The organism is Porphyromonas sp. oral taxon 278 str. W7784, from assembly GCF_000467855.2.
In the GTDB taxonomy this organism is placed as follows: Bacteria; Bacteroidota; Bacteroidia; order Bacteroidales; family Porphyromonadaceae; genus Porphyromonas.
In genome coordinates, this window is sequence record NZ_KI259244.1 from 61,668 (window position 1) to 86,687 (window position 25,020).

The 25,020-nt window shown below is 57.8% G+C and carries 18 protein-coding genes; 3 read left to right on the top strand and 15 right to left on the bottom strand.

The annotated features are described in order from the left end of the window. Positions 1-2: 2 nt before the first annotated feature. From HMPREF1556_RS06060 to HMPREF1556_RS06070, 3 genes are all read right to left on the bottom strand, one after another. Complete coding sequence (locus HMPREF1556_RS06060; protein WP_021667478.1) at positions 3-2,426, bottom strand: serine protease; 2,424 nt, start codon at positions 2,424-2,426, stop codon at positions 3-5. 25 nt (positions 2,427-2,451) lie between these two features. After that, a complete protein-coding gene (locus tag HMPREF1556_RS06065; RefSeq protein ID WP_021667479.1) occupies positions 2,452-3,582 on the bottom strand; it encodes an NAD(P)-dependent oxidoreductase in 1,131 nt (376 codons plus the stop codon). 123 nt (positions 3,583-3,705) lie between these two features. Then, positions 3,706-3,996 carry a DUF3467 domain-containing protein gene (locus HMPREF1556_RS06070; RefSeq protein WP_021667480.1) on the bottom strand — a complete coding sequence of 97 codons (291 nt, stop codon included), beginning with the start codon at positions 3,994-3,996 and terminating at the stop codon, positions 3,706-3,708. A 493-nt stretch (positions 3,997-4,489) separates the two neighbouring features. Here HMPREF1556_RS06070 and rplS point away from each other — a divergent pair, with 493 nt between their 5' ends. The 3 genes from rplS to HMPREF1556_RS06085 all read left to right on the top strand — a co-directional run bounded on the left by rplS (position 4,490) and on the right by HMPREF1556_RS06085 (position 6,675). Then, on the top strand, positions 4,490-4,849 hold the full coding sequence (rplS, locus tag HMPREF1556_RS06075; protein ID WP_021667482.1) for a 50S ribosomal protein L19: 360 nt from the start codon (positions 4,490-4,492) through the stop codon (positions 4,847-4,849). Between the two features lie 162 nt (positions 4,850-5,011). Then, positions 5,012-5,905: a PCMD domain-containing protein gene (locus tag HMPREF1556_RS06080; RefSeq protein WP_021667483.1), complete on the top strand. Its 894-nt coding sequence runs from the start codon at positions 5,012-5,014 to the stop codon at positions 5,903-5,905. A 14-nt stretch (positions 5,906-5,919) separates the two neighbouring features. Further along, positions 5,920-6,675 carry a porin family protein gene (locus tag HMPREF1556_RS06085; protein ID WP_044125332.1) on the top strand — a complete coding sequence of 252 codons (756 nt, stop codon included), beginning with the start codon at positions 5,920-5,922 and terminating at the stop codon, positions 6,673-6,675. Between the two features lie 255 nt (positions 6,676-6,930). Here the strand turns inward: HMPREF1556_RS06085 and uvrB are convergent, their stop codons facing one another. The 12 genes from uvrB to HMPREF1556_RS06145 all read right to left on the bottom strand — a co-directional run bounded on the left by uvrB (position 6,931) and on the right by HMPREF1556_RS06145 (position 24,803). After that, positions 6,931-8,952 (bottom strand): excinuclease ABC subunit UvrB, encoded by a 2,022-nt coding sequence (gene uvrB, locus HMPREF1556_RS06090; protein WP_021667485.1) that lies wholly within the window; start codon positions 8,950-8,952, stop codon positions 6,931-6,933. A gap of 12 nt (positions 8,953-8,964) precedes the next feature. Then, on the bottom strand, positions 8,965-9,879 hold the full coding sequence (locus HMPREF1556_RS06095; RefSeq protein WP_021667486.1) for a mechanosensitive ion channel family protein: 915 nt from the start codon (positions 9,877-9,879) through the stop codon (positions 8,965-8,967). A 26-nt stretch (positions 9,880-9,905) separates the two neighbouring features. Next, complete coding sequence (locus HMPREF1556_RS06100) at positions 9,906-11,264, bottom strand: MATE family efflux transporter (protein WP_021667487.1); 1,359 nt, start codon at positions 11,262-11,264, stop codon at positions 9,906-9,908. Positions 11,265-11,286: 22 nt separating this feature from the next. Continuing rightward, entirely contained in the window at positions 11,287-13,248 is a 1,962-nt protein-coding gene (locus HMPREF1556_RS06105; RefSeq protein ID WP_021667488.1) for an LTA synthase family protein, read from the bottom strand. 568 nt (positions 13,249-13,816) lie between these two features. Further along, complete coding sequence (locus tag HMPREF1556_RS06110) at positions 13,817-16,636, bottom strand: outer membrane beta-barrel protein (protein WP_021667491.1); 2,820 nt, start codon at positions 16,634-16,636, stop codon at positions 13,817-13,819. Positions 16,637-16,774: 138 nt separating this feature from the next. Further along, entirely contained in the window at positions 16,775-18,322 is a 1,548-nt protein-coding gene (ahpF, locus tag HMPREF1556_RS06115; RefSeq protein WP_021667493.1) for an alkyl hydroperoxide reductase subunit F, read from the bottom strand. Positions 18,323-18,450: 128 nt separating this feature from the next. Next, on the bottom strand, positions 18,451-19,017 hold the full coding sequence (gene ahpC, locus HMPREF1556_RS06120) for an alkyl hydroperoxide reductase subunit C (RefSeq protein WP_021667494.1): 567 nt from the start codon (positions 19,015-19,017) through the stop codon (positions 18,451-18,453). 453 nt (positions 19,018-19,470) lie between these two features. After that, positions 19,471-20,016, bottom strand: a complete 546-nt coding sequence (locus tag HMPREF1556_RS06125) for an FHA domain-containing protein (protein ID WP_021667496.1) — start codon at positions 20,014-20,016, stop codon at positions 19,471-19,473. An 11-nt stretch (positions 20,017-20,027) separates the two neighbouring features. Next, positions 20,028-21,740, bottom strand: coding sequence for a S41 family peptidase (locus HMPREF1556_RS06130; RefSeq protein ID WP_021667497.1), 1,713 nt, complete (start codon positions 21,738-21,740; stop codon positions 20,028-20,030). A gap of 73 nt (positions 21,741-21,813) precedes the next feature. Further along, a complete protein-coding gene (locus HMPREF1556_RS06135) occupies positions 21,814-22,515 on the bottom strand; it encodes a YggS family pyridoxal phosphate-dependent enzyme (protein ID WP_021667498.1) in 702 nt (233 codons plus the stop codon). Beyond that, on the bottom strand, positions 22,496-22,942 hold the full coding sequence (locus tag HMPREF1556_RS06140; RefSeq protein ID WP_021667499.1) for a DUF4494 domain-containing protein: 447 nt from the start codon (positions 22,940-22,942) through the stop codon (positions 22,496-22,498). Before HMPREF1556_RS06140 ends, HMPREF1556_RS06135 begins: the two co-directional genes overlap by 20 nt. Before the next feature lie 37 nt (positions 22,943-22,979). Continuing rightward, a complete protein-coding gene (locus HMPREF1556_RS06145; RefSeq protein WP_021667500.1) occupies positions 22,980-24,803 on the bottom strand; it encodes a long-chain fatty acid--CoA ligase in 1,824 nt (607 codons plus the stop codon). Positions 24,804-25,020: the final 217 nt, after the last annotated feature.

Below are 25,020 nucleotides of genomic sequence, written 5' to 3' on the forward strand. Positions count from 1 at the left end.
AGCTACCGCCGTGAGAAGTACAGCGAGAAGCCTTGTCTCAGGGAAGAACCCTCGGGACGAACGGAGGCGATATAGAGCCCTTCGGGCAGAAGCGCCACGGGAATGGAGGCCCTTCCCCCACCAGGGGCAATGGTCTGTCGTAGATGAAGCCTTCCCGTCAGATCAAAGATCTCTAGGAGGCACGTCTTATAGCGGAGGTCCTCCCCCTCTACGTTGATGTAGTCCGCATAATAATAGGCGTTTAGCTTGGGAGAAGCACTGCCGTCGGGAGTCAAGGGGCGTATATCTCGGTCGGTCTCTACCAGCAGGTCGATCCAGTAGGCACCACCGGGGACTTGGGTGCTTCGCATCCAGCCACTGGTGGGATGATGTATCCATGCCGACCAGCCACGAAGCCTATTCGAAGGGCCGTCGTAGGCCAGCAGAGGTAGCTGCATCTCTACGCCATCCTTCGTCGAGCAAGAGAGGAAGTACTCTCCTCGCTCTAGGCTCAGTAGTAAGCCGTCAGGCGCAGGGAAGAAGAGCTCGATGGTATCGCTCCGGAGCGTTCGTGTCCCTGTCGTGAGCTTCCCTGCCTCATCGTAGCGAGCGAAGGAGCCTAAGGAGGTGGATTCGAACTCCATCACCTTCGCTCCGAAGATCTTCTCCTCGGTGAAGGGACGTAGGGAGACCCGTAGCTGGGGGAGCTTCTCCGCTGAGAGCTTGCTACTGGACTTAAAGACGACATAGGCGCCGAGCACCTTCACCCCGCTGAGCTTCGGCAGGTGAAGCTGGTTCGCTAGACCATCGATACCTCCCTGGGGCTGGTGGTGCTGATTGGGATAGACGGGCTCTATAGACGAAGCATTGGGATCAGGGTAGATCGCACTCCAGCGCACGACCTGCTTCGGGCTAAGCGGATCGTATCCTGGGCAGGTCTTCTTACCGCTACTGCGAGGGTCGAGCCAGGGCTTGAGGGAAGACGTATCACCGCCTCCTACCGACCAAGCCCTATTGACCGACCAGTAGCTATCACTCTCGGGAGTGGAGCACGAAGAAGCGCCTCCCGTCAAGGCACCGATAATAAGGCCATCCTTGTCGAAGAGCGGTGATCCCGACGAACCAGGAGCAGTGACTCCGATGGCCCAGCGGGGGACGAACCAGTGCTTATCCCTCCAGGAGATGAACTGCGTGCTACCTTGGTTATCGAGGTAGGAGAGCTCGTAGTCGTGGATCTTGAGCTGGGCATCCTCCGTCTGGTTATACCGCTTGGTCGAGCCCCCTGGGTGATGGATCCCGACGAAGGGTCCTACGGGAGAGGCTTCGGCATTCCACCCAGCGAAATAGGGCTGGTAGGACGGTGGGATGGGCCCGGGTTGCCCGTTCTTCTGCTTCGGTAAGCCTTGGATACGCAGCAGGGCCATCTCTGTAGACTCGTTGTAGGCCGTGAGCGTAGCTCCGCTCAGGCTCTGCTCTTCGGTCGCTCGGATATTCCCTCGCTGTAGGGGGCTCTGAAAACCAAAGAAGAAGACCGTCGTCGCTACATTGCGTCGGATAGCAGGATAGTTACCTATGAGGCGGAAGAGGTTGTTGACGCAGTGTGCTGAGGTCAGTACATAGGGCGTACCATCAGAGGTAGCGTTATTGATCAAGGCTCCTGTGCTGGCGGTCGTACCCCCGACGACAAGGAGGAGGGTACTACGGCTCTGTCGCCAAGCCTCTGGGTAAGCTAGTACATTGGGAGCACAGGCTAGAGAAGCCAGGGAGGCTCGGGGATGATTGTAGAAGGGCTCTCCTGGTTGGGTGAAGTCAGCCTCTCTAGCATCACGGAAGTCCCGGAAGCCGTAGAAGACTGCTTCTATACGGAAGGGAAGGCCGAGAGCCTCGGGGATAGTCCCTTGGGGATACTCGTACTCGAGGATCAGAGCCTCGGCATCTATAGGGGCGATCTGCAGGAGGCTGTCGGGGCTGTTGTTCTGGCTCGTCAAGGCTCCACGTGCTGTAGATCCCTTGGCTTTGACGAAGAGCGCACCTCCCTCAGGTAGGGCATACTTCCCCAGTCGAAGGCCTATATTCCTGGCCCGAGGAGCCCTGATCTCAGCCCGCCAGACATAGTCGCCCGACGGGTCTTGTAGTAGTTCGCCGAGGGTCTCCGTTGCCCTAGTCACGGGGCGCTCCACTGCGAAGGTATAGGCACGAAGTCCCCGAGTAGAGAGCTCGGCCACACGAAGCTCTTCGTCCGTAGGTGGCACTACTGAGAGGGGCGTGGTAGCCGTAGATACGGCGAGTCTCGCCCCCTGGGAGCGGTCGACAGGGCGCAGTGGGGCTTCCTCGGAGCGAGGGGTCAAGGGGAGACGGTACTGAGCCTGCATCCGGAGCGGGAAGGACAGTAGTAGACCGCCCACGATGAGGAGGCAAAGGGTATGGAGGGAGCGTAGTGGCGACATAGACGGAGCGAGTCGGTGGGAGGGACTAACTAAAGGAAACGAAGCCCAGTTGCTCAAGTAGCTTTCGCTCCTCGGCACGGGCACCTCGGACGGTGAAGGCCGAAGCCTCACGAGGGAAGCGATAGGCACGACGCAGGGCATCGAAGGCAGAGGGTTCGGCCTGAAGCCTACGGGTCGTCTCCGTGAGGCTGCAGGTATGGAGCTGAGCTCTCAGCAGGCGCTCCCCATCAGGGAAGGCCGATAGGTCGATGAGCGGATGATCGGGGGTGTAGAGGACGGACTCATCCCAGAGACCCTCGGGGAGCGGTAGCTCTAGCTCTCGGCACACAGCCTCGAGAGCCATCTGGGAGCCCCGCCACTTCCCGTCGGCTGTCCACCCTGCTACATGGGGCGTAGCGATGAAGGTACGCTTGGGGAGGTCGGGGTGAATCTCGGGTTCGCCCTCCCAGCAGTCGAGGATGAGATCAGCGATCTGTCCCCGCTTGAGGGCACGAAGGAGAGGGGCACTGGGCGACACTGGACCTCGGCAGGCATTGATGAGTAAGGGGCGGCGTACACACGCCTCGAGGAAGGCTTCATCTACCATCCCTGCTGTCGGGTAGGCACCTGTCATCGTCAGGGGGACGTGCAGGGTGATGATGTCGCTCGAGCGCTGGATCTCCTCGAGGGAGACAAAGCCTTCGCTCCCCTCTCGCTCAGCACGAGGCGGGTCGCAGAGCAGTGGGCGAAGGCCAAGAGCAGAGACACGCTCGGCGAGCTTACTGCCCACGTGTCCCACGCCGACGATCCCGATGGTCTTCCCCTGAAGCGATACACCTCGCTCGAGCGACCAACTAGCTAGTGCCGAGAGGACGTACTGCACGACGCCCCCGGCATTGCACCCCGGAGCGCTGTACCAAGCCACCCCGTGGGAGGCGCAGTAGTCAGCGTCGATATGATCGTAGCCTGCCGTAGCGGTAGCGACCACACGCACACGGCTTCCCTCGAGGAGGGCACGGTCAGCCTGGACGACACTTCGTATCAGGAGCGCATCAGCCTCACGCACTCGCTCGGAGGTGAAGTCACGGCTGGGGAGGCGCTCGACCTCCGCTACCTGCTCCACAAGCCCCTCGAGGTAAGGGAGCGACACATCTACGACGAAGAGTGGCTTTCGCATTGGTTCTTATCTAGGTATTAACGAAGCTATCCCGACCACTGTCCAGCTTCACAAAGCGGGCGGTCAGGATAGAGGCTTCGTCCCCCGAGCTCGGCATGAGCTTGGGGGGTGAGAGTACTTATATTAGTTGGCTCCGACCTCGGTGACGCTGTCTTCAGGGAGCTCAATCTTGCCGTATTCGTGCTCAAAGCCCTGCAGGTGTTGCTCGAGCAGACGTATCAGACGCTTGGCATTGTCGGGAGTCAAGATCTGACGGCTGTGGACACGGGCCGACTGCTGCCCAGGGAGCAGGCGGACGAAGTCAAGGATGAATTCGCTCTGCGAGTGTAGGACGACTGCGAGGTTAGCGTACTGCCCCTGTCCCACTTCTTCGGGGAGCTCGATGTTGAACTGTGGAGATTCCTGTTCTGCCATTGTTTATTCGTTTCTATGCTTTCGTTAGTAGAGACGGAGGGCCTCTCTTGGGACTCCTCCTTTCATCAAAGATACACAAAAGCGTTGAATCCAGGGGCAAGGCATGAGCCTCTTCCACCCTCATCTCCGGCCCTCTCGAGAGCCCGCTCCACCAGCGGACTTGCGGAGGGTCAAAAAACGACCTACCGTAGGTCGTCATTAAAACCTACTGTGGGTCGTCTCACCGACCTACGGTAGGTCGCTAAGACGACCTACCGTGGATCCCTTTTGAGGGGGTCTAAGGGAGGCGAAAAAGGAGGAGGGAAGGAGGGCGGTTTTTAGACCGAATAAATTCCATCTCTGAGGACGGGGATCTTCTACGCTATCTCCCTAGATGATAAATATTTTGTACCTTTGCGACGCTTTGCGTAATCTCTGTCAGGAAGTATCTAATTGAGTGTGGCCTGTTACATTGCGTTTAGTGTAGTACTAATCAAATAAGCTAAAGGACAATATGGACTTTATTAAGATCGTCAACGAAGCGTTCGCTACCGGCAAGGAGCACCCTTCTTTCCGCAGTGGTGACACGATCACCGTTGACTACCGCATCAGCGAAGGTGGCAAGGAACGTATCCAGCGCTACCGTGGTGTCGTCATCCGCATCAGCGGTCACGGCGACAAGAAGCGCTTCACCGTACGCAAGATCTCTGAAGGTGTAGGTGTAGAGCGTATCTTCTCCATCGAAAGCCCCTTCATCGAGAAGATCACCGTCGAAAAGTATGGTAAGGTACGTCGCGCTAAGCTCTACTACCTCCGTGCTCTCACCGGTAAGAAGGCTCGTATCAAGGAGCGTCGTTTCGTCGCTGACAAGTAGGAAGACCTTCGGGCACACCTTCTGTCCTAGGACGAAGGATGAGCCCAAGCCTTCTATCCAAGCATACAGCCCCATCGCCGACACGCTCGGTGGTGGGGCTGATGTTTGCTCACCCAGCAGACTCCTAGGGTGAGTATCCACACATTTATTTATCCCTTATCGATGAATAGACAATTTATCTCTCTAGCCCTCCTCCTCGCCTCCCTAGCGCTCGGCTCCTGCGATGATCCTATCGCTGTGAAGGAACGTAGCCTACAGGAGCGACGCCTCAAGGAGGGAGTGCTCACCACGAGCCAGACCTTCGACTTCACCCGATGGATCGAGGTGAGCAAGGGCGCCTACCGACTGCCCTCGATCAGCCCCGACGAAGATGCGAAGAACACCTACTGGTCCTCCGCCAGCAATCAGGGCTATACCATGCTCTCCTCCAAGCCCACGGACTTCCCCGTCATCCCTCTAGAGGAAGACGGCGCTCCTCGGGGGGCGATCATCCGCTCCATCAAGGGCTTTTACTTCTTCGGCTTCGGTACGAACGTCATCGCTGGTGCGCTGTATTCGGGGCAGGTAGACGCTGGTTCGCTCGTCAGCAAGCCCCTACAGTCGACCCTCTTCGGACAGCCCTATTCGAGCGGTATCCCTGAGGTGGTGAAGTTCACCTACCAGTACAAGGCAGGCGAGAAGGTCATCCACGGACAGGGCAAGAGTGTCGAGCTCCCCAGCCAAGACCGAGCTTCGGTCTCGGCCGTCTTCTACGAGATCACCGAGGACGAGAGCTACCTCAATGGCCTCACCCTACAGACGGATGCTCGTATCGTAGCCAAGGGCTATGTCGAACTCGAGCCCACGACTCCTGAGGGTGAGTGGCAGACCTCCTCCCTCCGCCTCTCCCCCGTAGATCAGGCCCGCTACGACGCCGTGGACTTCACCACGAAGAAGTATCGCCTCGCCCTCGTCTTCTCCTCCAGCTATCGAGGCGCCGAATATATAGGTGCCGTAGGTAGCGAGCTGCGCCTCAGACAGGTGACGCTCCAGGATCGTATCAAGCCCCACCACTAGACTTCGAGCAAATGATGATATCGGTTAGAACCCTTCTCCTCGGCCTTTCGCTAGGCCTACTTACCCTGCCTGCCCTCGCCGGTGAGACAGGCGAAGATACCCCCTCCCGCCTTGGGGTCGGGGTGCACCTTGGCTTCAATATCGGCGGAGCCCTTCCCCCCACCGTCCCCGGACCCGTCAAGAAGGTCACGGCCTTCAAGCCTGGGGGTACGCCCAACGTCGGGCTGGACTTCTCCTACCGCCTCACCCCTACAAGTCCCTTCTCCCTCCTGATGGGTGTGGAGTACGATATCCGGAGCTTCAGCTCCACGGTGCTGGTGGAGAACATGCCCATCCGCTACCAGAGTGCAGACCACAAGGAGCAGCACTTCTCGGGCTATCAGCGTGTAGAGATGGACACCCGCTACCTCGTGCTTCCCGTCGGGGTGAGCTATACCCTCCCTCGTAGCTCCTTCCGCCTCATGGCTGGAGGCTACTATGCCTATGCGCTCAAGCGTAAGTTCACGGCCAAGCTCGACGGCGATGGGCTCATGGACGGACGCACCTATCAGGAGGGCTCGATCCTGAGCTTCTCTCTGGGGGACTTCCTCGTGCGCAATGACGTGGGGGTACGCTTCGGAGCGGACTATCAGATCGATCCTCACTGGGGGCTCACCGCACGGATGAATGTCGGTCTGCCTAAGATCTTCGACAAGGACTTCGAGGTAATGCCCTACTCGCTCCGTCACGTCTTCCTCAACCTCGGCGTCAGCTACCGCATCAACCGCTAGCACCTCGCCTCTGCCTAATTAAATACCCCACTGCCCCGCTACGCTCTCCCTAGGGAGAGAGGTAGCGGGGCAGTGGGGTGTTTTATTGGGAGAAACGGGGAGTTAAAAAACGACCTACGGTAGGTCGCCGAAAAAAAACCTACAGTAGGTTTCACTTGCGACCTACCGTAGGTCGCAAAGACGACCCACAGTAGGTTTCTTTTTCGCCCCTCCGTAGCGCGCTCATTCGGCCCTCGTACGGGCGGTGGGGAAAGGCTACTGCAGGAGGCGGATCTTCTCCTCGAGACGCTGGAGTTCGTTGCGCAGGCGGGCCGCTTCGATGAAGTCTAGCTCCTTGGCAGCCGCCATCATCTCGGCTCGCTTCGTCTCCATGAGGCTATGGAGCTGGTCGGGTGAGAGTAGCTGCTCGATCGGATCTTCTACTGGTGCATCGGGGGCAGCCTCGATATATGCCTGGGGTTCGCCGGGGGACTTCTTGTCGGGGAAGACTGCTGAGCTATTCTTGACGATCTGCTGAGGTGTCAAGCCGTGCGCCTCGTTGTAAGCGATCTGCTTGGCTCGTCGTCGGGCAGTCTCATCGATAGTGAGGCGCATGCTTTCCGTCACCTTGTCGGCATAGAAGATCACGCGTCCGTTGACATTACGAGCAGCACGCCCTGCCGTCTGCGTCAAGGAGCGGTGCGATCGGAGGAACCCTTCCTTGTCAGCGTCGAGTACAGCGACAAGGGCTACCTCGGGTAAGTCCAATCCCTCACGAAGGAGATTGACGCCGATGAGGACGTCATAGGTCCCCTTGCGTAGATCCTCCATGATCTGCACACGAGTCAGGGTATCGACATCGCTATGGATGTAGCTACAGGACACCCCATGACGTAGCAGGTATTCCGAGAGTTCCTCGGCCATACGCTTGGTGAGGGTCGTCACGAGGACACGCTCCCCACGCTCTATGGCTATCTGGATCTCATGCTCGAGATCATCCACCTGATGCAGCGTAGGTCGCACCTCGATGGGCGGGTCAAGAAGCCCCGTAGGGCGTATCAGTTGCTCGACCACGACACCCTCACTCTTCATCAGCTCGTACTCGGCGGGCGTGGCACTGATGTACAGGATACGGTCGGTGAGACTATCGAACTCGTCGAAGGTCAGGGGACGATTGTCCAAGGCTGCCGGCAAGCGAAATCCGTGCTCCACGAGACTGATCTTACGGGAGCGGTCGCCCCCGTACATCGCATGGATCTGCGGTACTGTCACGTGGCTCTCGTCGATGATAAGGAGGAAGTCCTTAGGGAAGTAGTCCAGGAGGCAGAAGGGGCGTTCTCCTGGTCGGCGACCATCGAAGTAACGGGAGTAGTTCTCGATACCGGAGCAGTAGCCTAGCTCCCGTATCATCTCCAGATCATAGGTAGTACGTTCGTAGAGGCGCTTAGCCTCGTAAGGCTTCCCTTCCGCCTCTAGTTCGGCTACCCGGGCACCGAGGTCGACGTCGATCTCGCTCACAGCCCGATTGACCTGATCCTGCGTCGTGACGAAGAGGTTAGCAGGATGGATGATGAGGCGGGACATAGGTCCGTACTCCCTCCCCGACGCTGGGTCAAAGGAGGCGATACGCTCAATCTCGTCGTCCCAGAAGGTCACTCGGTAAGCCACTCCTTCGAACCCTTCTACCGCAGGGAAGATATCGAGGGTATCCCCCTTGACTCTGAAGTAGCCTGGGGAGAAGGTGATCCGGTCATTGACGTAGTGATTGAGCACGAGCTCTCGCTTGAGTTGCTCCTGGCTGTAGCGCTGACCTTCCTCTAGACGAATGATCTTCTCCTCAAAGGCCTTCGGGTCGGCCATACCGTAGAGACAGGAGACCGAGGATATGACGATGACATCCTCTCGCCCCGAGAGCAGGGAGGCCGTAGCCCTTAGTCGAAGCTTCTCGATCTCAGCGTTGATCGCCATATCCTTCTCTATGTAGGTATCGGAGGCGGCGATATAGGCTTCGGGCTGGTAGTAGTCGTAGTAGGAGACGAAGTACTCGACAGCGTTGTCGGGGAAGAACGCCTTGAACTCCGCATAGAGCTGTGCTGCCAGCGTCTTGTTGTGACTAAGCACCAGTGTCGGCTTCCCTACGCGGGCGATGACGTTGGCAGCGGTGAAGGTCTTCCCCGACCCCGTGACCCCGAGGAGGGTCTGGAAGGGTACTCCCCCACGGAAGCCAGCGACAAGTTCGTCGATGGCCTGAGGCTGGTCACCCGTGGGGCGGAAGCGTGAAGTGAGCTTGAAGGACATAGTTCGTACGGGCTACTTCCCCTGATGAATAGTAAGCTGAGGGAAGGGGAAGCCGATGCCCTTAGCATTGAAGTCGGCGTAGACCCGCTCGTTGAAGTTCCAGAAGACATCCCATAGATCTCCCGAGGCGACCCAAGCACGAACGAGGACGTCTACCGAAGAGCTATTCAGGTTGTGCAGTACTACTAGGGGCTTGGGAGTAGTACGGATACGCTGATCCTGGGCCAATAGGTCGAGGATCTCCTGACGTACTCGCCCGAAGTCCTCGTCATACTCGATACCGATGGTCCATTCCACTCGGCGAAGGTCTTCATGAGAGAAGTTCGTCACGAGGTTACTACTCAGGATGCCGTTGGGGATGAAGACCGCCTTGTTGTCGGGCGTCAGCACCTCTGTGTGGAAGAGACGTACAGCACGTACCGTCCCGTCGATCCCCTGAGCGGAGATGAAGTCCCCTATCCCAAAGGGCTTGGTGACCATGATGATCACACCTCCTGCCATATTCTGTAGCTGGCCACTGAGCGCCATACCTACAGCCAGACCCATAGAAGCTAAGACAGCAGCGAAGGACACAGACTTCACCCCTAGGACACTTGCGAGGATGATCCCGAGTGCCACGTAGAGCAAGGCCGTGAAGAGCGAGTCTAAGAGCGTGACGGCGACCCCGTCGAAGGAGCGCCGGCGGAGGAACTTATCGAAGAGACCCCTTACCCATCGGATGACGATCCTACCGAGCCAAAAGAGGACGAGGACCAAGAGCACCCGCACTCCGAAGTTAATTGCTCCGTTGATCCAGCTCTCGAGCTGAGCACGACCAAACCAGTGGTGGTAATCCAAATCCAGGGGCTGGGTCGCCGAGCCCAAGGCACTACGTACGCCCGAAGTCTGTGCTGAGTCTACGGGCAAGATATCTGCAAGAAGAAACATAGGATAAGCGTAATGTAAACGTGTGATCAGTGAGTGAGGGCTTCAGCCTCCCGCTCCGCCTGCGTACGCCGTCGCCAGCGCAGGAAGAAGAAGAGCATAGTAAGCCCTTTGAGTATCGAGGAGATAGAGATGGCCCACCAGACCGCCTGTATGCCCCAGCCCCAGGAGGCGAAGAGGAAGACCATAGGGATGCGCAGGTAGGTACCCACGATGCTCACCGCTGCTGGTAGGTACGTACGTCCTAGACCGTAGAAGAGCCCTTCGGCGGTGATCTCCAGCATCATGAAGGCTTGGGAGAGACCGACGATACCGAGGTAGACAGCTCCTGCCTTGTAGGCGGCCTCCTCGGGGACGATGAGGGCGAAGATCTCCTCGCCCCAGAAGACGAAGAGGAGCGTACCCAGTACCCCGACGATGAGGGTGAAGCTGAGGGCTCGGCAGAAGGCTCGGTAGACACGACGGAGCTTGCCTGCGGCGAAGTTCTGCCCGACGATCGTAGTGAGGGCCTCGGTGACCCCCGTGGCGGTATTCCACGTCAGCGACTCTATCTGCGCCCCCGTAGTCATAGTAGCCACGCCGATGTAGCCTCCTAGTGCCGACACCTGCCTACCTATATAGATACTCACCAGAGCGAAGAGCACCTGTAGCGATGCTGGGGGTACTCCTATCTGGAGGATACGGCGCACATACAGCCACCTGAGGCGCACGAGGAAGGGGAAGCCCCCGAAGAGCTTATCCCTCCGCACCTGCCAGAGGAAGAGCAGGAGCACCAGCGCTTGGCTCACGACAGTAGCGAGCGCTGCCCCCGAGGTACCCCAGCCAAGGGTGAAGATGAAGAGGGGATCGAGGAGCATATTAGCACCGAGCCCGAGGATGGAGATACGGAAGGGCGTCCTACTATCCCCAATAGCATTGTAGAGCCCTGTCAGCGAGGCTGCCAGATAGATACTAGGGAAGCCCAGGAGCGAGAGGTAGAGGTAGCTCAACCCCTCGGCACGTACACTCGGCGTCAGGGCATAGAGGTCAAGGAAGAAGCCTGACCCTAGGAGATAGACCACCAGCATCACTAGGCTCACGAGGAGACTCATGCATACGTTCTGCGAAGCATAAGCCTTAGCTTCGTCTCGCCGTCCCGCTCCGATCCCCTGAGAGATCGTCACTTCACTCCCGACCTTGTTGATGAGGGCGAAGGAGGCGGCGATCCAGAGGAAGACGGAGGCAGCACCCACTGCTGCCAGAGCCTGGGCGCTAAGCCTACCGAGCCAGATCATATCGGTGAAGTTGTAAGCGATCTGCACGAAGCTCGTCCCCATGATCGGTAGGGCGATGCGGTAGAGATGTCCTGTGATGTCGCCTCGGGTGAGGTCTTTGATCTTGTCTTCCATCCGTGAGGGTCGAGGGGTGGGATTAGCGCTGGGGATGGAGCTCGGTGAGCTTGTTGTACTTCATGCGCCAGGCGTAGTCCTGCAGGTAAGCCTTCAGGCGTGGGAGCATGGAGGCGAGCGGTGTACCGGGTTGGTCTTTGAGGTCGTGACGCTGCTGGGGATCAGTCTTGAGGTTGTAGAGCGCCGTCACCTTCTGCCCATCGAAATGCAGGGCATAGTCCCCCTCGAGCATCTGGTAGATCCCATCCATGTCCTGTACTACGAAGCGAGGACGAGCCGTGTCGAAGGGATTGCCTCCGAAGGTGACCATCGGACGCTCGTCCCCTACGAGGTCGAGGATCGTAGGATAGAGGTCGGCTTGGCAGGCTAAGTGCTCGGTGTCTCGCCCGACCAGTTCGCCCCGGGGGTCGAAGATGATGATAGGGATACGGAAGGTCCCTACGGAAGTCTTGTACTGGGGCAGTGCTCCCGGCACGGCGTGGTCAGCGACGATCACGAAGAGGGTATTGTCGTACCAGGGTTGCTTACTCGCTGTCTCGAAGAACTTCCTAAGCGCCATGTCGGTATAGGCCACCGCCTGATGCATCGGGATCGTCCCCTTGGGCAAGACCTGCTTGTACTCATCAGGCACGAGGAAGGGGTGGTGTGAGGAGAGGGTGAACTCCGCAGCGAAGAAGGGCTGAGGGAGCTTACCTAGCTCACGAGCTACATACTGTAGGAACTTCTCATCCCAGATACCCCAGTGTCCGTCGTAGTCCTTGTCATTAGCGTACTCCGTCTTGCCGTAATACTCCTTGATACCAGCCTGCATGACGAAGGCATTGAAGCCCATGGATCCGTTGGGAGCACCATGGAAGAAGGCCGTGGAGTAGCCCATCGAATCGAGTCGGGCCGGCAGGGAGGGTATCGTATTGCCCGAATAGATCGAGAGGACGAAGGGCACGTGGGGCTTGATGACCGAAGAGAATATCGACGGCATAGCATCGATAGACTTCACGCCATTGGCGTAGGCGTTGGCGAAGACATAGGAGCGCTTCATCAGAGAGTCGACGAAGGGCGTGAAGCCTCGGTAGCCGGGGATGTCCTCGTTCAGTCCCCCGACCCATTCACGGGCGAAGCTCTCCCAGATGATGAGGACGACGTTGCGCCCCTTGTACTTACCCGAGACGGGCGTGGTGCCGGGAGTGTAGACCGAGTTGAAATGCGTCGGGACTTCTGCGAAGGGCATGTACTGGTACTCGGGCAGACTCGCCTTGCCGATCGTGCGTATCAGGCAGAAGGGAGTATTGAGCACCAGAGCTCTTTGCTGAGGGCGACGGATGTAGATATTCGCGTTACTCAGCGTGATGGGGCGTGTCTCACTGGTGAAGCCCCCACGGGCGCCGACGATGGAGAGGTAGATGCTCCCCACCAGCAGGACGAGGGATATGAGAGAGAGCGTCCACAGCCTCTCCGTAGGGCGTCGCCGTGGGCGAGGGAGCTTCCCCTCAATGATGCAGAAGGCGACGATGAAGGCGATCCCCAGAAGCGTTATCCCCCAATAATCGATGAAGAAGCGGAGGAAGTTGAACGGATTCTCCTCGCCAAACTCCTCGAAGACAGCCATCGTCGTACGCTTGAGCGTGAAGCGGTAGTAGACGACATCCCCTAGGTTCAGCACGATCGCTAGAGCAGTGATGACCCGATAGAGGCCCGTGAGCATACGCTGGTAGCCACGGCTATAAGCCAGAGGCAAGGGCAAGAGGCTCAGCACCGTCAGCAGAAGGCTCGTGTAGAGGATGGCAGTGAGGTCGAAGCGCAGGCCTCCCCAGAACATCAGCGCCACCTGCCCCGCTGTACCGACCTCCAGAAGGTCCTGATTGTACAGGCAGAAGATCAGTCGGCAGATGCTGTAGACGACGAAGGAAAGGAGGAAGCGCAAGAGAAGGAGACGGACCTGAGCGCCCAGAGGCGCAAGGGCCGAAGCAAAAGACTTAGAAGTCATCGATATATACTACGTAATTATTTGGCTACAAAGGTACAAATCTTAGCCCAAGCCCGTGGAGAGGAGTTTGTCGCAGAGGGCCTTAGTCGATCACTGAAGCGAGCTGTCACCAGCCCACTAAGCAGGAGCATCTCTCCCCCAGAGGGAGTCGAAGTAGACCCATCACTGAGATAGGGCTCTGTAGGGACGAACGAAGGGACTAAGACAAGGGACTACTGAGGCGTCTCACAGCGCCCCAAATATACCCGCAAAAGCAGGGACAAAGGTACAACATCTTCCCTAGAGTCAGACCAGGCGAGGCGGAGTGCTTACCCCTCCTATCGGGCAAGCGAAGGAGCCCCGAGCGAAGGGCCATTCGCCCTACTCCTGGGGCGCTACTGCTACCACCTCGGAGGCACTACTGGTGCCCCGAGGGAAGCGCTAGTAGCGCCTCGAGAGAGGTAGCAGTAGTGCCTCCCGAGCGAAGATGAGCCCCACACCTTCCCCTACCCTCCAGCGAGCCTAAGACGACACCGAGGCGATGTGACCTTCGCCACACCGCCTCGGAGTACACAGAGTATGAAGAAAATTAGAAGGGGGGAGGCCCTGGAGGCCCCTGACGCTTCAGGTCGCTTCGGCTCGCTCCACCACTGAAGCTATCGAAGCGGTAGATGAAGTGAAGCATAGCATAGCGCCCTAGCGTATTCGACTCCTCGAGCGTGCTAGACATAGCCGTGATGTTCTGGTAGATGCTTCGACGACTATTCAGTAGGTCGTAGCCCTTGAGCCTGATGGTAGCCTTCTTTCCCGCCAGGAAGCTGTAGGAGAGCCCAGCGCTGAGTAGGAGCTGATCTTGATTGTATCCAGCAGCGTAGCCCCGAGAGGTCGTGTAGGTCGCTTCGCCTTCGAAGGCAAAGCCCAGAGGCAGGGTGAGGTTAGTCGTGTAGCCGAGGGAATAGTCCTTCGTCGCTGGGGTGACGGCCGAGGGCAGGCTATTGGAGGCATTGTAGTAGCCGAAGCCTCCCTTGAGCGTCATATCGATGCCGGTGGTGCGGAAGTTCAGTCCCAGCTCCTCACGCAGACGAAGGGAGATGCTACGGTTCTTCTCCCCGTTGATGTAGGTGTGGCTACGTGCTAGATCGTTGAAGGACGCTAGGCGCAGGGAGAACTTCTTCCCCGGCAGGGTCTGGGTGAGGAAACCGCCGAGACCGAGGGAGGCATTCCCGTCCACGTTGGTATAGTCTACTGTACGCTTCCCGCTGGTGACATCGTAGAGGGAGCGCTGGATGATGTCGTGCTGGACTACCTGCCCCCGTCCAAAGAGGGAGAGGGAAGTCTGGCTCTTCGTCCAGTACTTGCTGAAGCGCCCGAAGAGATTGTGCTGGAATCCCGGGAGCAGATCTTGATTACCGACGTAGGAGATGAGCGGGTTAGTCACGTCCTGCACGGGCGATAGCTGCTCGTTGGTAGGAGCGAAGCTACGACCGAAGTAGTCTAGGCGTAGCTCCGTACCACGCTGAGGCTTGAAGGAGAGGCGGAGCGTAGGGGAGAAGTTGAGCGTCGTGCGTGTCAGTGGCGTAGCGGAGACCCCAGCGACGACGGAGTGGCTACTGATGCGCGAGGACTCTACATTCACCCCTGCGGTGAGGTCGTAGCCCGTGCCCTTACGCTTGAGTGCTAGGCCTACCTGATGGGTGAGGTAGTCGGAGCGGAACTCATTGCTATAGGTAGCATTGTGTACCGTATACGCACCCGTCAGGTCGGCGTCATAGGCGTCACGAGAGCTCCTGCTCTCTGATCCCTTGATCTGGTAGGTAAGCTGGGAGAAGAAGCCTTTACCTAGGGGCTCCACCCACCCAAGGCGTGCCTGATAGCTCAGACCACGCGTACGGCTATCGATCCGTTGGTCTACGTCCTGGCTTGCTGCCGACGTGCGGTCGTAGAGGCTGTAGATATACTTGCCATCGCCGTCTTCATTCTCTAGCCCCAAGCGTGCCGACAGGGTCAGCGTTCGCCCCGAAGCACTGAGGCGACGACTCCCATCGAGTCGGAGCGTCCCATTGATATTATCTAGGAGCGTCTGCTGGGTGAGCGTGCTGGAGTTGATGAGTGTAGACGTGGCATCCTCCAGCGTCTTCGCTGTAGAGGAGTAGACACCCCTACTGTGGCCGTAGCGGAGTTCGGGGGAGATAATGATCTCCGTCAGCGAGTCTGGCTTCCACTCCATACGAATATTAGCACCGTAGGCATCCTTGTCGCTCCGCTCCGTACTCTTGCCTGTCTCGGTGGTCGAGCCAGTAGTGAGATAGTTCTGCTGCCAGCGGTCGGTGAGCTTATTCGTCGTATTGCGTCCCCCGAGGGCGTTAGCGTTGATCTGGAACTTAGAGGAGAGTGTATGACTGATGTTGCCACCAAGCATCTTGGAGGTCAAGATCCCGTTGGCATCACGGCGAGGAGGGCCTCCTGCTCCCCCACGGTTACCACGGCGCCCAGCTCCCATCCCCATCAGGAAGCCCATCTGGTTACCCTCGCTGGAGATGTCGGTGAAGCCTGCATTGTTCGTGTTGTTAAGCCCGCCGATGACAGTGAACTGATTGTCGTCAGCAAAGCGACTTAGCGTTAGGTTCGCCTCGTAGCGCTTACTGGTGCCGGCACCGGCGTAGGCAGTGCCGAAGAGTCCCTTCTTCTTGCCCGCCTTGATGGTGAGATTGATGACGGTCTCCTCGTTGCCATCGGAGAAACCCGACAGGCGTGCTGCTTCGCTGTCTCGGTCGAGCACCTGCACCTTCTCTACGAGCTCTGCGGGGAGGTTGTTAGCCGCCACCTTAGGGTCGCCCTCGAAGAAGCGCTTGCCGTCGACCATGATCTGCGATATCGTCTTGCCGTTGATAGTGATCTTGCCGTTCTCGTCTATTGAGGCGCCAGGGAGCTTCTTGATCAGGTCTGCCACGACGGCACCTTGATTGGTAGTGAAGTTGCCTGCATGGAACTCAATGGTGTCCCCCTTAATGACTACATCGCTCGTCTTACCGACGACCTTCACCCCCTCGAGGAGTTCGCCCTCCCCCTCGAGCTTAATGGGGGCGAGGGGGAGATTGCTACCCGCCACCTGGAGGCTCTGCGTGTGGGTCTTGTAGCCCACGAAAGTCACTCGGAGCGTGTAGCTACCACGGGCTACGTGCTTGAGGAGGAAGGAGCCATCCTTGCCACTCACCGCTCCTGTCTTGAGCTTGCCATCAGGCTGGAGGAGACTGACGCTTGCACCAAGAAGGGCTTCATTCTTCTCGTCTAGGATCTTCCCAGATATAGTACGTAGGGAGTCCTGTGCCCAGAGGCTTCCTCCGGAGAGTAAGCAGAGGACGAGGGCTAGGAGCCCTAGGGGAGCATATCTACTTCGTTGCTTCATCATTCGTTCATATTAGCATTTTCTCTCTTAGAGCCTAGATGGTAGGGGTCGTTTAATAGCACCCCTAAAAAATGATGTGGACTGACCTCCCCAAAGGGAAGCCAGCCCACATACGAGCAAGAGGATAGCAAGCCTCTCGGCCTACTGACCTGAGCGGATGCGATCATCGAAGGCCGTAAGGGCAGCCTTAGCTCCTTCGCCCATAGCGATGACGATCTGCTTGTAGGGGACCGTGGTGCAGTCACCTGCTGCATAGATGCCAGGGACAGAGGTACGGCAACGCTCGTCGATGACGATCTCCCCACGACGTAGCTCTACGAGTGACTCGAAGGGCTTGGTATTAGCCGCCAGACCGATCTGCACGAAGAGCCCGTCCAGAGCGATGACTTCTTCGTCACCTCCATCACGAGGGGCGACACGAAGGCCCGTGACCTTCGTCCCGTCTCCCAGCACTTCCTTTGTCGCCATGGCCTTACGGACAGTGACGTTGGGGAGCGTAGCCAGCTTCTCCTGCAGGACAGTATCAGCTCTTAGGGTGTCCATGAACTCTAGGACGACGACACTTCTACAGATACCCGCCAGGTCGATAGCAGCTTCGATCCCGGAGTTACCACCGCCGATGACAGCGATGTCCTTACCCTTGAAGAAAGGACCATCGCAGTGTGGGCAGAAGGCGACACCACGGCCGATGTATTCGGCTTCCCCTGGTACGCCGAGCTTACGCCAAGCAGCGCCGGTAGCGAGGATCACCTGATCCGTGGAGATCAGCTCCCCTAGGTTGGTCTTGACTTCCTTCTTGTCGCCGGCGAGAGAGATTGATTCTACCTGACGATTGTCCAGCAGGTCGATGGAATAGGTCTCAGCGTGCTTACGCAGGTCGCTGGCTAGTTGCGTGCCGGTGGTAGCCACGACGGAGGGGATGTTCTCGATACCCGTGGTCTCATTGACCTGCCCACCTATGCGCTCAGCCACGACAGCCACGTGAAGGCCCTTGCGTGCCGAGTAGATAGCGGAAGCGATGCCCGATGGTCCGCCCCCGACGACTACGAGGTCGTAGCTACGACGGATAGGTTCGTCCGAGAGGGGATGTGCACCGGCCTTGGCCTCGAGGGCAAGGAGGAGTTCGCCGAGGGAAGCCTTACCGACGTGGACGAGTTCGTCCCCAAGGTAGACTGCAGGTACAGAGCTGACACCGAGGCGATCCACTTCTTCCTGGAAGAGGGCACCATCGACCATCTCGTGCTCGATCCCCTCGTTGTAGAGGGCCATGAGATTCAGTGCCTGGACGACCTCAGGACAGTTGGTACAGCTGAGCGAAGCATAGGTCGTCAGGCGAAGAGGCGTCTTGAGCGCTGCGATACGACGCACGAAGACTTCCTCAGGGAGGTTCTTGCCCTGCCCGTCAGCGTTTAGCACTGCCAGGATGAGGGAAGTGAACTCATGTCCGCCGGGGATGGCACGGAAGGAGATCCCCGTAGCTACGCCATCTCGGAGGATGCTGAGACGGAGGGTGTCGGCGGGGCGCACCTCTGAGGAGAGGTGATCACTCGTCGAAGCGAAGTCCTCGGCGAGCTTGCGGAGTTCCTGGCTCTTGGCACAGCCAGCGTCATCGACGAGGAGGGTATACTGATGCTTGAGGCTAGCGAAGAGCCCTTGGAGTTGGGAGAGGATGTTCTGATCTAATTGCATGGTCTTGGGAGAGTAATCCGTGTAATGAATGTGGGGAAGGAGAGCCTCTGAGAGCTATTCCTTCCCCACGAAGATGTTGGCAGATCTGCCGAGCAGTGATTCTTCCCGCTCTAGGGGAAGGCTCGGACTTAGATCTTCCCTACGAGGTCGATGCTAGGCGTGAGGGTAGCGTCCCCTTCCTTCCACTTAGCGGGGCAGACCTGACCTGGGTGTTCGTAGACGAACTTAGCAGCCTTGACCTTGCGAAGGAGCTCGCTAGCGTCACGACCGATACCGTTGTCATGGATCTCAGCTACCTTGAGGACACCGTCGGGGTTGTAGAGGAAGGTACCACGGTAAGCCTGGCCAGCCTCTTCGATCATGACCCCGTGAGCACGAGCTAGGTCGAAGGTCATGTCGGCAAGCATCGTATACTCGATCTTGGCGATCGTATCCGTAGCATCAGCCCAAGCCTTGTGGACGAAGTGGGAGTCCGTGCTTACGGAGAAGACTTCTACACCGAGGCTCTGAAGCTCTGCGTAGTGATCCTGAAGGTCAGCAAGCTCCGTAGGGCAAACGAAGGTGAAGTCACCAGGATAGAAGAAGAGGATGCTCCACTTACCCTTGAGGTCTTCGCTTGATACTTCGAAGAAGCCCTTATCCTTGCGGAAGGCGTTCACCTTAAATTCGGGGAGCTGGCTGTTGATGATGCTCATAGTCTTAAGTTCTTAATTCAATTTGGATGATGATGGTACTGCAGTACCTGATTTGCCTGCAAAGGTAGAGGAAGAAGCTTCGCCCTCCAATTCGTTCTATTTATTCACAGATAAACGCCATGTATCACCCGCCCTTTTCAGAGCTCTTTTTTAGGGGGTCTTCCCCCTAGGAAAGGGGCTCGTCGGGAGCGGATCTACAGAAGGGGTCAAAAAAAACCTACTGTGGGTCGTCGATGCGACCCACGGTAGGTCGCATCGACGACCTACTGTAGGTTTTTTCGACGACCTACCGTAGGGTCTTTTTGGGGGTCAAAGAACGAAGGGGAGAAAGCGAGCGGAGGGGAAGAAGAAACACCCCTGGGAGTGGCCTTCTTGGGGCTAGCGCCCTGAGCATTTGGTTTCAGTTATTCCTTCGCTTGGGGGGAAGAGGGAGCTTCCCCCTCTGAACCAAGGCTAAGACTCCTCAATGGAGAGGTCTTCGGAGAGGGGCTCATCACTGAAGATCACCGACGTCGCCCCTAGGGTCAAGACATCGCCGGCCTGTAGGTAGCGCCATTCACGTGGCTGGAGGAGTTCACCGGCGATGAACGTCCCCACCCGACTATCGTCATCGGCTAGAGCGAAGCGGAGCTTACCCGTGCGCCCTTCGGTGACCTTGATTATAGCATGATGGCGATCCATACTAGGATCGGAGGTGATGATCGGGATATCCGTCTGGGTATCCTTGTTGCGTCGGCCTATGCCATTGAGGCCGAGGTAGAGGGGGAAGAGCTGTTTGTAGCCGAAGACATTCTCCACGACGACGAGGTGACCGACAGGCTGGCGGGGAGCCTTCTTCTCCCCCTTGCCACTGGGCTGACGTAGGCGTAGATTCAGCTGGTGGGTACAGCTCGGGCAGATGAGGGAGAGTCGGTCTCCCCCCTCGGCACGTAGCTCTTCGATGCGCTCCCTCGTCAGGGGGATCGCCGTATCACACTTGGGGCAAAAGATCTTCTTCATCACCGAGCTTTTTACTTGGCTGAAGCGGTAGAGGTGGGCTGAGTAGCCGGGACAGAGAGGGCCTTGCGGTAGCGTGCCGTATCCCCCAGAAGCGCCTCAGCAGCCTGTACCATCTTGTCCTCGGAGACACTGCGCTCTAGGGCACCTCTATTGTAATAATAGCGGGTGAGGATGGCGCTCGTCAGGTACTGCTCGATGTAGGGACGATGGTACTGCAGGTCGTGCTTCAGGTCTGGGACGAAGAGCTTCTGCAGGGTCTCAAAGGCCTCCTTGCTCTTGGTGTAATAGCCCTCGAAGCGTGCTAGTTCCTCGAGCTTCTTCAGCTCCTTACTGCTCTGACGATCGTAGTCGAACTTCTTGTCGATCATGCGCTGCGAGAAGTCGGCATAGTCAGCGTCCGAGAGCTTGAAGTCCTTAGGAGCGGGGATGGTGCGATGCTGGCGAACGTAGTCGGTGATCCAGTCAAAGGCATCGTTGCTCGCCCTGAGGTAGTAGACCATCGTAGGGAGGGTATCCACGGGAAGGGTAATATCTGGCAGGATGCCCCCTGCGTCACGGACCTCTCGCCCAGCACGGGTGTGGAAGACCTTCGTCAGGCTATCGGGCAGGATGGTAGCCCCCTTGCCTTCACGCAGGGAATGGTAGTCGATACGCTGGATACAGCGCCCGCTGGGGATGTAGTACTTCGCCGTGGTGAGCTTGATCGTCCCGTCGTAGGGGAGCTGCATGGTCGTCTGCACTAAGCCCTTGCCATAGCTCTTGACTCCCATGACGACAGCACGGTCGAGATCCTGAAGAGCACCGCTGACGATCTCCGACGACGAAGCAGACTGCGCATTGATGAGTACCGTGAGGGGGATCTCGGTGTCTAGTGGCTTGTCAGTAGTCTTATAGATGGTCTCCTGCAGACGAGCATTGCGTCCACGGGTCGTCACCACCTCTTCTCCAGCAGGGACGAAGAAGTTGACGATCTTGATCGCTTCATCGATGAGTCCGCCGCCGTTGTCCCGTAGGTCGAGGATCAGACCCTTGATGTGATGCTTCTCTTTGAGCTCAAGGAACGCCTTCTTCACCTCACTTGCTGCGGTGTTGGGGAAGCTCGTCAGAGCGATATACCCATAGCCACTGGGTAGGGCGCCGTAGTAGGATACGGGACTGACCTGGATCTTCTGTCTGCGGAACTCGATCTTACGGGGCTTCGTCTCTCCAGGGCGCTGTACGAGGAGGGTGATCTTACTCCCAGGTGCTCCCTTCAGAGCAGCGCTCACCTTGTCGGAGGTGGACTTACGGAAGTCCTGACCATCTACCTCGAGGATCACGTCGCCAGCACGAAGGCCAGCCAAGGCGGCGGGCATACCCTCCATAGGGTCATTGATGATGACCGTGCTGTCGGGACGCTGGGAGATGACCGAGCCAATCCCACCGTAGGCTCCCGTGGTGAGGAGCTTCAGCTTGTCGCTGTCCTCTGCCGAATAGTACTCCGTATAGGGATCAAGGCTCTCGAGCATATTGTCTAGGCCGATACGGCTCAGACGCTTGATATCAATCGAGTCAACGAAATAGCGGTCGAGTAGGGCCAGCGACGACCCGAAGACGTCGACGGCCTGCACGTAGTTGAACTTGTTGTCTCTCTTCTTCTCTACCGCCCCCTTCGACTGTGCGGAGAGTGGGGCTAGGGTGAGTAAGCCTAGGGTGAGGCCAAGTAGCTTCGTCCAATAGCTCATATCTGGATGGTTGGGGGGATTTGTTCGTGATTCTTCTTTCGTAGGGTAAGGGCCGGTGTGCTCCTACCCTTCCTTAGGCTCGATCTCCAAAGATCGCCGAGCCGATACGTATCAGGGTCGCTCCCTCACGGAGCGCTAAGGGGTAGTCTCCACTCATACCCATGGAGAGCTCGGTGAAGAGTTCTGGAGAGAGGAGGAGACCCGAAGCACGTAGCTCCTCAAAGAGACGGCGTACCGAGGCAAATTCCTCCGATATCTTCGCCTCGTCCTCCACGTGGCTAGCCATAGCCATCAGCCCTTGGAGCGCTACGCCTCGGTACAGCTCAGGCTCGTCGTGGATACGGGTGACGAGAGCCCGGATCTCATCAGGGGTGAAGCCACTCTTGGTCTCTTCCTCCGCCACGTGCACCTCTAGGAGAATGGGTATAGTACGACCTACCCGCTGAGCCTGACGGCATATCTCCGCAAGGAGGCGCTCCGAGGTGACACTCTCGATCATGCTGATGAAGGGGGCGATGTACTTGACCTTATTCGTCTGGAGCGGACCTATGAAGTGCCAGACGATGTCGGGATAGCTCTGGTGCAGGCGCTCCCACTTATCTACGAGCTCCTGCACACGGCTCTCTCCGAAGATGCGCTGCCCTGCCTCGTAGGCCATCTCGACATAGGAGGCGGGGTGGAACTTCGATACCGCCACGAGCCGAGCACTAGACGTCAGGCTCTCCTGGATCGATGCAAGACGCTGGGAGATATCCTCACTGCTGAGGGGCTTCATAGCGGTAGACGTCTAGGATCTGCGTATCGGTGATGGAAGCGATCTCATAGGCAGCCATCTGCCCGTCGAGCTGTGCCGTCAGTTCGGTAGCAGCGCTCAGTAGCGCATCGGACTGTACGATCATCGTGGCAGCAGTCTTCTTCTCTGTGCCACTCTTCTCATCGATGGTGATGAAGTTGACCTTAGCACGGTAGAAGCGCTCATGCTCAGGGTTCTCGCTGAGGAAGAGCTCTGCGATACGGGCACGACGGATATTGACCACCTCCAGCTCACCCACGGAGACAAAGGGGGTCACCTCCTTGATGATACGAGCCTCTGCCTCGGTGAAGCTCAGGGCATCGACTAGGTAGCTCTCGGAGACTTTCTTCATGCCCATGGAGTCAGCCTGACGCTCATAGGATACTTTGCATTCGAACCAATAGTTCATCGTCTTCTATCTATTTCTTTTACTTATTCGTGGTTGGTTATTCTTGGTACATGCTGGCGATCTCGGCAGCGTAGAGCTCTGCGACGACCTTGCGTCGTACCTTGAGCGTATTGGTGAGCTCCCCTCGCTCTACGGAGAAGGGCTCGGTGAGGAGGTGGAACTTCTTGACCTTCTCGTACTGGGCGACGGACTTGAGGTTCTGCTCCAGATGTGCCATGATCATACGGTGTACCTCGTGGTGTACGGCGAGCTCGGCATCGGTAAGTCCCTCCTCGATCCCACGATGGCGAGCTTCCCGACGTAGGGCTTCCCAATTTGGGTAGATCAGTGCACTGACGAACTTGTATCCGTCGGCGATGACTGCCACTTGCTCGAAGAGTGGATCCACGGTGAGCAAGCCTTCGATCATCTGAGGAGCGATATACTTCCCATTGGCCGTCTTGAAGAGGTCCTTGATACGCTCTGTGAAGTAGAGCACATTCCCCTCCAGACGTCCCGCATCGCCGGTACGGAAGTAGCCGTCAGGAGTGAAGGCTTCGGCGTCCGCCTCGGGATTGTTGTAGTAGCCTCGGGTGACCGTAGGGCCCTTGATCAGGATCTCGCTGGTCTCAGGATCGATCTTCACCTGGAGGGCAGGCATGATCGTACCGATGGACTCTAGGTCGAAGCCCCGCATCGGCTGAGAGCTCACTGTAGCCGTCGTCTCAGAGAGTCCGTAGCCGACGCACATGGGTACATTGATGGATCGGAAGAAACGGGATATCTCGGGCGAGACAGAAGCACCTGCTGTAGGGAAGAAACGTCCACGCTGCAGACCTATTGCCTTCTTCACCTTCGTGAAGAGCACCTTGTCGTAGGCTTGGTAGAGGAGGCTCAGGAAGATGGAAGGCTTCTTCCCCTCATTGATGAAGTCGAAGAAGTAATGCTCCCCGACCTGTATGGCATGGCGCATCACACGGCGAAGTGGGGAGGGTGTGCGTTCGATCTTCTCTTGGACTCCGATATAGACCTTCTCCCAGAAGCGAGGCACATTACTCATCATCGTGGGGCGAACCACAGGTAGAGCGTCGAGGATACGCTTGGGATCGCTCAGGATAGCCACCTGACAGCCCATGCTGAGACAGAGGTAAGACCAAGCCTTCTCGAAGATATGATTCAGCGGGAGGAAGCACATCGAGACATCTCGATTGGAGATGAAGGGGTACTTCAGCTGGTGCGCATAGACCTGCTCGATGAAGTTGCTATGGTGGAGCATCACCCCCTTACTCCGTCCCGTAGTCCCCGAGGTATAGATGATCACCGCAAGATCGGTGGCTAGAGCCTGGCTGGCAGTGACCGTCGCCTTGTTCTCATAGGCTACGGCGTCCCCACGACGGATGAACTCCTCGTAGTACATCGAGGTAGTGTCTCCAGGGGCGAGCACTACTTCGGGATCGAAGATCACCAGCCTGCGTAGACAGCCTCCACGGAGCTGGACCTCGTAGGCATTATTATATTGGAATTGCCCGCCTACAAACATTGTCTCCACCCCAGCATCCTGGACGATGAACTCGACCTGGTCGGGTGTACTCGTAGCGTAGAGTGGCACGGAGACCGCTCGCATCATGAAGAGGCCTAGCTCGGTGGCGATACACCCTACTCGGTTGGGCGAATAGATACCTACCCGATCGCCAGGCTGGAGCTGGAGGTAGGCAAGCCCCTTAGCGGCGGCTAGACACCGATCAGCGACTTGCTGGCCGCTGAGCTTCTCCCAGCGTTCGTTACGCTTGTTGTAGTAGCGGAGGATCGTCTTGTTCGGATAGCGAACACGGAACTGATGGGGGTACTCCGCCAGATGGTACTTTGGATAGGGAGAGGTCATTGACTTGGTTGGCTCTTAGGTGATATGCTGGACCGGACAGTCCCAGCGAACTTACTCACAAAGATAACGCAAATGCCCCACTGCACCGCCCGTCACTCCGACCCCATCGGACGAGGGTGATCCGCCCCGATGAAGGGCGGGCGAAAAAGCCCCGCCACAAGCCTCTAGACAAGCGCCCTCTCAAGGGGGTAAAAAACGACCTACGGTAGGTCGCTGA